The following is a 6,461-nucleotide window of genomic DNA, read 5'->3' as shown; positions in this document are numbered from 1 at the left end:
CCGCCGTGGGCCTCGGCGCGGCCGCGTTCGCCGCGCTGCCGCGGCCGGCCCGCGCCGACGACGCCGTCACAACGGCCGCCAAGCCGCCCCGGCCGGCCCGGGTCGCCGTGATCGGGGCGGGCATCGCCGGCCTGACCGCCGCGCTGACCCTGCGCGACGCCGGAGCGACGCCGATCGTCTACGAGGCCAACCCGACCCGGGTCGGCGGCCGCATGTACTCGCAGCGATCGCTGTGGACGGGGGGCCAGACCTCCGAGATCGGCGGCGAGCTGATCGACCAGGAGCACAAGAAGATGTTTGAACTGTGCCGCCGCTTCGGCCTGACCACGGTCGACTTCGCCGGATCCGGGCCCAACGGCGCCGCGGAGATCCTGCACTTCGGCGGCGGCTACTATCCGCGTACCCAGGCCGACGCGGACTTCAAGGTGATCTATCAGGCCCTCCACAGCGACCTCATGGCGGCCGGCGAGGTGAAGTGGAACAGCAGCACGGCGGCGGGCACCGCGCTCGACAACATGTCGCTGTACGAATGGATCGAGTCCCGCGTGCCGGGCGGGCACTCCTCCGACCTGGGCCGGTTCCTCGACGTCGCCTACAACGTGGAGTACGGCGCCGACACCGTGAACCAGTCGTCGCTCGCCCTCATCCTGCTGCTGGGCTACCAGCCCAAGCCCGGCCACTTCAACGTCTGGGGCCTATCGGACGAGCGCTACCACATCGTCGGCGGCAACGACCAGCTGCCCAACGCCATCGCGGCCGCGCTGCCCTCCGGGTCCATCCAGATGGGCTGGAAGCTCCTGGCGGTGCGGGCGAACTCCGACGGCACCCAGACCCTCACGTTCGACAACGGCGGCACCACCAAGACGGTCACCGCCGACCACACGATCATCACCGTGCCACTGCCGATCCTGCAGGGCCTGGACCTGTCCCAGGCCGGTTTCGACAGCCGGATGACGGCCCTGCTGCGCGACGCGCGCATGGGGTACTGCACGAAGCTCAACATGCAGTTCTCCAGCCGGCCGTGGGTCGGCACCGGTCCATGGCCCGGCGTGTCGTCCGGAGACTGCTTCACCGACATGTCCTTCCAGCAGTGTTGGGACACCACCAAGGGCCAGGCGGGATCCTCCGGCATCCTCATCCAGTACGGCGGCGGCAGCCTCGCCCGCGCGCTCAACCCGTCGACACCGTTCCCGACCGCCGACGACCGCTACGTCCGCTCGCTGGTGACCTCGACACTTACGCAGATCGACAAGGTGTACCCGGGCACCGGGGCCGTGTGGACCGGACGCGCCCAGCTGTCGGCCTGGCACAAGAACCCCTACTCGCTGGGCGCCTACGCGTACTGGCCGGTCGGATACGTGCACAGGTACGGGGGCTACGAGGGCACCGTCCAGGGCAACGTGCACCTCGCCGGGGAGCACACGTCCTACGACTTCCAGGGCTACATGACCGGCGGGGCGACCGAGGGCGCGCGCGCCGCCCAGGAGGTGCTCGCCGCGCTGCGCGCCTGACGGTGGCGCCGACCCCTCTGGGGGCCGGCGCCACGGCCTACGGCCGTCCCATCTCGATGCCCGCGCGGAGCCGGCGGATCTAAGCGCGGGCCCTGCTGTACGGATAGTCCTTGAGGGTGACGGCGTCGGCCCTGTTCATCGCCTTCGCGATCAGGCCCGCCCAGGGCAGGTGGGGCATCAGCCTGATGGACAGATTGCGCATCCGGATGGCCGTTCGCGACTTCGGGACGAAGCCGTTGACGCCGCCCGGCGGCAGCTGGTGGTTCTGCCGGACGAAGTCGCGCATCTCCCGCTCGTAGGCGGCGAAGGCCGCCGTGTGATCTCCTTCGGCCGCGGCCAGCTCTCCGGCCAGGATGTACGCCCCGACCAGGGCCAGGCCCGTGCCGTTGCCGCCCAGCGGCGAGGGGCTGTATCCGGCGTCGCCGAGCAGCGCCACCCTGCCGTGGGACCAGCCGTCCATGACGATCTGCGTCGCCGAGTCGAAGTAGAAGTCCGTGGCCGCCCGCATCTCCCTCAGCATCGCGGGGACGTGCCAGCCCGCTCCGGCGAAGACCTCGGCGACGATCTCCTTCTGCCTGCGCTGGTCTCGGTGGTCGTACGCCAGCGGCTTCGACGCGAACCCGAACAGGACCTTGGCCTCCTCCGGCCGCCGGGACGGCCGCAGCGCCGCCAGCTTCTGGCCGGGCATGTTGTGGAACAGCTCCCAGTCCTGGATGCCGAAGACGTTGCGCGCGGTGAAGTACGCCGTGTAACAGCCGAGGTCGCGGCGGAAGCGCGACTCCGGGCCGAAGACCAGCGAGCGGGTCAGCGAATGCGTGCCGTCGGCCCCCACGACCAGGTCGAAGACGCGCGGCGCGGACCGCTCGAAGGCAACCCGCACGTCCTCCGCGGTCTGGGTCACCTCGGTGATCGTGTCGTCGAAGACATATTCCGTCCCGTCCCCGGTCGCGCCATGAAGGAGTTCGATCAGGTCGCCGCGGAGGATCTCCACCTCGCCGACCACACCCGCCCCGCCGAGGAAGGAGGCGGGCATGTCGGCGACGCGTCTGCCGGTCGCGTCCACGTACGACATCCCTTTGGAGTCGACCGCCACCCGGCGGGCGTCCTGGAGGAGCCCCATGCGCTCCACCACGTCGCGGGCGGCGCCGCGCAGGTCGACCGTGTGCCCGCCGAGGCGCGGCGCGGGGGCCCGCTCGACCACCGTCACGGCGAAGCCGTGGCGGCGCAACCAGTAGGCCAGGGCGGTTCCGGCGACACCGCCGCCGCTGATCAGGACATTCGTCATCACGTGCTCCCTCGCTTGTCCGTGCACGGCCACCGTACGCCTAGTGCGCGTACATTGTTAACAGGGCACTAGTGCAGTATTTTGTCCGGCAGCGGTCCGGGCTGAAGCGGGCCTGGTGCACTAGGGCAGCGGGAGTGTGAATCATGGACGAGGAGACCCCTCCGTACCTGCGCATCGTCGCCGATCTGAGGCGACGCATCACGACAGGCCGGCTCCGGCCCGGAGATCGGGTGCCGTCGACGCGGCAGATCACGCGGGAATGGGGCGTGGCGATGGCCACCGCCACCAAGGCGCTGACCGCCCTGCATCAGGAGGGGCTCGTCCGCCCGGTGCCCGGGGTCGGGACCGTGGTGGCCGATTCCGGAACGGGTGCCGTCCCGTCCCGCCGCTCGGCTCCCGAGCTGAGCGAGGAGCGCGTCGTGCGGGCCGCGATCGCCATCGCCGACGCCGAGGGCCTGGCGACGCTGACCATGCGCCGGATCGCCACCAGCCTGGGAACGTCGGTCATGGCGCTCTATCGGTACGTGTCCGGCAGGGATGAGCTGGTCACCCTCATGGCGGACAGGGTGCTGGCCGACGGCGGGCTACCCGAGCCGCAGCCGCCGAACTGGCGGGCCAGCCTCGAACGGGCGGCCAGAACGCAATGGGCCCTCTACCGCCGCCATCCGTGGCTGGCGCAGGCCGTCTCGTTCACCCGCCCCACGGCCACGCCTCACGTGATGGCCCAGGGCGAGTGGGCGATGCGGGCGGTGGACGGCCTCGGCCTCGACCCGGTCATGATGGTTCACATCTACGTGACCGTGGCCAACTACGTGCACGGCACCGCCGCGCATCTGGAAGCCGAGGCCGAGGCCGTCCAGCAGACCGGCACCACCGACGACGAGTGGCTCGAATCCACCGTGCTCCCTCAGATGCGCGAGTTCCCGCTGCTGTCGCGGATCCCTCCCGACTCGCTCGACCTGAACACGCTCTTCGAGTTCGGCCTGCAACGCCTGCTGGACGGAATGGCGACGCTCATCGCTTCAGTGCGGGCGGACAGCTCAGTGCGGGCGGACAGCTCAGTGCGGGCGGACAGCGACGCCGACGTCGATCGGTCGCATTGAGGACGATGTCAGGGACATGTAGGGGCGACCGATGTGAGTCAGTCGAGCCTCCCCCGCCATACCGTCCGACTTGAAGGCGACCGAGGTGAGCTTCCGCGGCGACGGAGGTCTCACCCTGCACGGCACGGTCCTCGCGCCCACCTCGGCGAAGCCCGCGCGGCCCGGCATCGTCCTCGTGCACGGCACGGGTACGGGCACGCCGCGTACGAAACTGATGGGCGAGGCCGTCGCGTTCGCCCGCCAGGGGCTGTCCGTTCTGATCTACGACAAGCGGTCCGAGGGCTATTCGCTCTTCCAGCGGTCGTACTCACAGCTCGCCGACGACGCGCTCGGCGGCGTGGCCGCGCTGCGGTCCCAGCCGGGCGTCGACCCGGCGAAGGTCGGGGTCTGGGGGTTGAGCGAGGGCGGCTGGGTGGCCCCGATCGCGGCCTCCCGTTCCAAGGACGTCGCCTTCGTCGTGCTTGTGGGCGCGAACAGCCGGCAACCGCTGCGTCCGCTGATCTGGCTCGCGCTGCAGGCCCTCACCGTGGCGTCCGTGGTCGCCACGGTTCTGACCGCGCCGGCCTGGCGCCGCGCCCGCGGCTCGGTGCCGCGAGGGGAGAGGGGACGGCTCGGCCTCTTGGTCGTCGGCGGGCTGGTGTTCATCCCATGGAGCCTCTACTGGGGCCTGCTGCTTCCGTGACTGCCCGCACCTCTCCCGGGACCGGTGCGGCGTGCCGCTATGGCTCCCGGTTGGCGCGCGCGTGCTCCTGAGCGGCGTGCCGTACCGCCTGCTCCGCGCCGGTCAGGTGCTCAGCGGCGCCGGAATCCCGGCGAACGGTTCGACGTCGTCGGCATGTCGGGGTGGTGTGACATTGTCGGACGCGTTGTGTCCGAAACCGGGCCGCTCGTTCGTCATCGTGGTGAGTCCCCGAAACCGAGGAGCGAAGATGAAGTACATGATGTTCGTGTGCACCGACACCGAGCCCGACACCGACAAGGCTGACGAGCCCGACATCGACGTGTGGGTGTCGGAGAACGACACGCGCGGCCGGCGTTTGGAGGGCAGCGCGCTGGCATCGACGTCCGCGGCCACGACGGTCCGGGTCCGCAACGGCCGACTGCTCGTCTCGGACGGTCCGTTCGCGGAGACCAAGGAAGTGATCGTGGGCTACGACCTGCTGGAGTGCGCCGACCTGGACGAGGCGATCGAGGTGGCCCGCGCCCACCCGATGGCCCGAGCGGGACGGCTGGAGCTGCGCCCGCTGATCGACCTGAACGACTGACGAAGTGACCGACGCGCCTGCGGCTGCGACGGCCGACGCCGTCGCGGCCGCGAGCACGGATGCGTACGCGCGGATCGTCGCCGCGCTGATTCGCATCACCGGTGACTGGACGCTGGCGGAGGACTGCGCCCAGGAAGCGCTGACGCTCGCCCTGCAGCGGTGGCCTCAGGAAGGGGTGCCGGGCAACCCGGGCGGCTGGCTGATGACGGTGGCCCGCAACCGCGCGATCGACGTTCTGCGCCGCGCGTCGGTCGAACGCCGCAAGTTGGCGGAACTGGCTGTGCCGGCGCTTGCCGATCCGGACCCCACCCCGGCGGAGGAGGTCGTGGACGACCGGCTGCGGCTCATCTTCACCTGCTGCCACCCCGCACTCTCCCTGGAGGCGCGTGTGGCGCTGACGCTGCGGACGATCTGCGGGGTGGCCACCGCCGATATCGCGCGGGCCTTCCTGGTCAGCGAGTCGACCATGACCCGGCGTCTCACCCGGGCCAAAACGAAGATCGCGGACGCGGGCATCCCGTACCGGGTGCCGACCGGCCCGGCGCTCGCCGAGCGGCTCCCCGGTGTTCTGGCCGTGCTGTACCTGCTGTTCACCCACGGCTACAACGCCGACGGCCGGCCCGCGTTCGCCGACGAGGCGATCCGCCTGGCCCGGCTCCTCCGGCAGCTCATCCCCGGTCAGGGCGAGGTGTCGGCGCTGCTGGCGTTGTTCCTGTTCCAGCACTCCCGGCGCGACGCCCGCCGCGACCGGCGCGGTAACCTGCTCCCTCTGGACAAGCAGGACCGGCTCCGCTGGGACCGTGCCGCGATCACCGAGGGCCTGCACATCCTTGCCGAAACTCCAGAGGACGGCCCGTACGCGCTGCAGGCTCGCATCGCCGCCTGCCACGCCACCGCCGCCTCCGTCGACGCCACCGACTGGCCGGCGATCGCCGCATGCTACGACAAGCTCGCGCGGATCCACCCTCACCGGTGGTCGAGCTGAACCGCGCTGTGGCGCACGGCTACGCGCATGGGCCGGCGGCCGGGCTCGCGCTACTCGCCCAGGCCCGCGCCGGTGGCGCGTTGGACGACTACCCACTCGCCGTCGCGGCGGAAGCCGACCTCACCGCCCGTCACGGCGACCGCGCCCGAGCCGCCGACCTGTTCCGGCAGGCGGCCTCCGTCGCCTACTCCGAACCCGAACGCCGCGCACTGCTCGACCGTGCCGACGAACTGGTCCGCGTAGGTGACGCCCAGGAACGAGAAGTGATGACTCGGTAGCCAGGTGATCAGTCGTCCAAGACCGCACCGTTCA

7 protein-coding genes are annotated in these 6,461 nt (G+C 70.9%); 6 read left to right on the top strand and 1 reads right to left on the bottom strand.

What is annotated here, in order from left to right:
• Positions 1-1,511: flavin monoamine oxidase family protein (locus AWQ68_RS39075; protein ID WP_157546463.1), on the top strand; the 1,511-nt coding region annotated here is incomplete at its 5' end.
• Positions 1,512-1,590: 79 nt separating this feature from the next.
• On the opposite strand, the gene AWQ68_RS39070 is transcribed toward AWQ68_RS39075, so the two are convergent.
• A complete protein-coding gene (locus AWQ68_RS39070; RefSeq protein ID WP_066951415.1) occupies positions 1,591-2,796 on the bottom strand; it encodes an FAD-dependent monooxygenase in 1,206 nt (401 codons plus the stop codon).
• Between the two features lie 143 nt (positions 2,797-2,939).
• Here AWQ68_RS39070 and AWQ68_RS39065 point away from each other — a divergent pair, with 143 nt between their 5' ends.
• The 5 genes from AWQ68_RS39065 to AWQ68_RS45515 all read left to right on the top strand — a co-directional run bounded on the left by AWQ68_RS39065 (position 2,940) and on the right by AWQ68_RS45515 (position 6,427).
• Positions 2,940-3,899, top strand: coding sequence for a TetR/AcrR family transcriptional regulator C-terminal domain-containing protein (locus AWQ68_RS39065; protein WP_066951413.1), 960 nt, complete (start codon positions 2,940-2,942; stop codon positions 3,897-3,899).
• A 70-nt stretch (positions 3,900-3,969) separates the two neighbouring features.
• Complete coding sequence (locus tag AWQ68_RS39060; RefSeq protein ID WP_066951410.1) at positions 3,970-4,581, top strand: alpha/beta hydrolase family protein; 612 nt, start codon at positions 3,970-3,972, stop codon at positions 4,579-4,581.
• A gap of 247 nt (positions 4,582-4,828) precedes the next feature.
• Positions 4,829-5,164, top strand: coding sequence for a YciI family protein (locus tag AWQ68_RS39055; RefSeq protein WP_066951406.1), 336 nt, complete (start codon positions 4,829-4,831; stop codon positions 5,162-5,164).
• Positions 5,165-5,168: 4 nt separating this feature from the next.
• A complete protein-coding gene (locus AWQ68_RS39050; RefSeq protein ID WP_245656551.1) occupies positions 5,169-6,149 on the top strand; it encodes an RNA polymerase sigma factor in 981 nt (326 codons plus the stop codon).
• Positions 6,137-6,427, top strand: a complete 291-nt coding sequence (locus AWQ68_RS45515) for a hypothetical protein (RefSeq protein WP_245656549.1) — start codon at positions 6,137-6,139, stop codon at positions 6,425-6,427. The genes AWQ68_RS39050 and AWQ68_RS45515 overlap by 13 nt, the downstream gene beginning before the upstream one ends.
• Positions 6,428-6,461: the final 34 nt, after the last annotated feature.

This window comes from Microtetraspora fusca (genome assembly GCF_001570365.1).
GTDB lineage: Bacteria > Actinomycetota > Actinomycetes > Streptosporangiales > Streptosporangiaceae > Microtetraspora > Microtetraspora fusca.
Note: the sequence above shows the minus strand (reverse complement) of the source record. Positions and strands in the feature narration are given on the sequence as shown.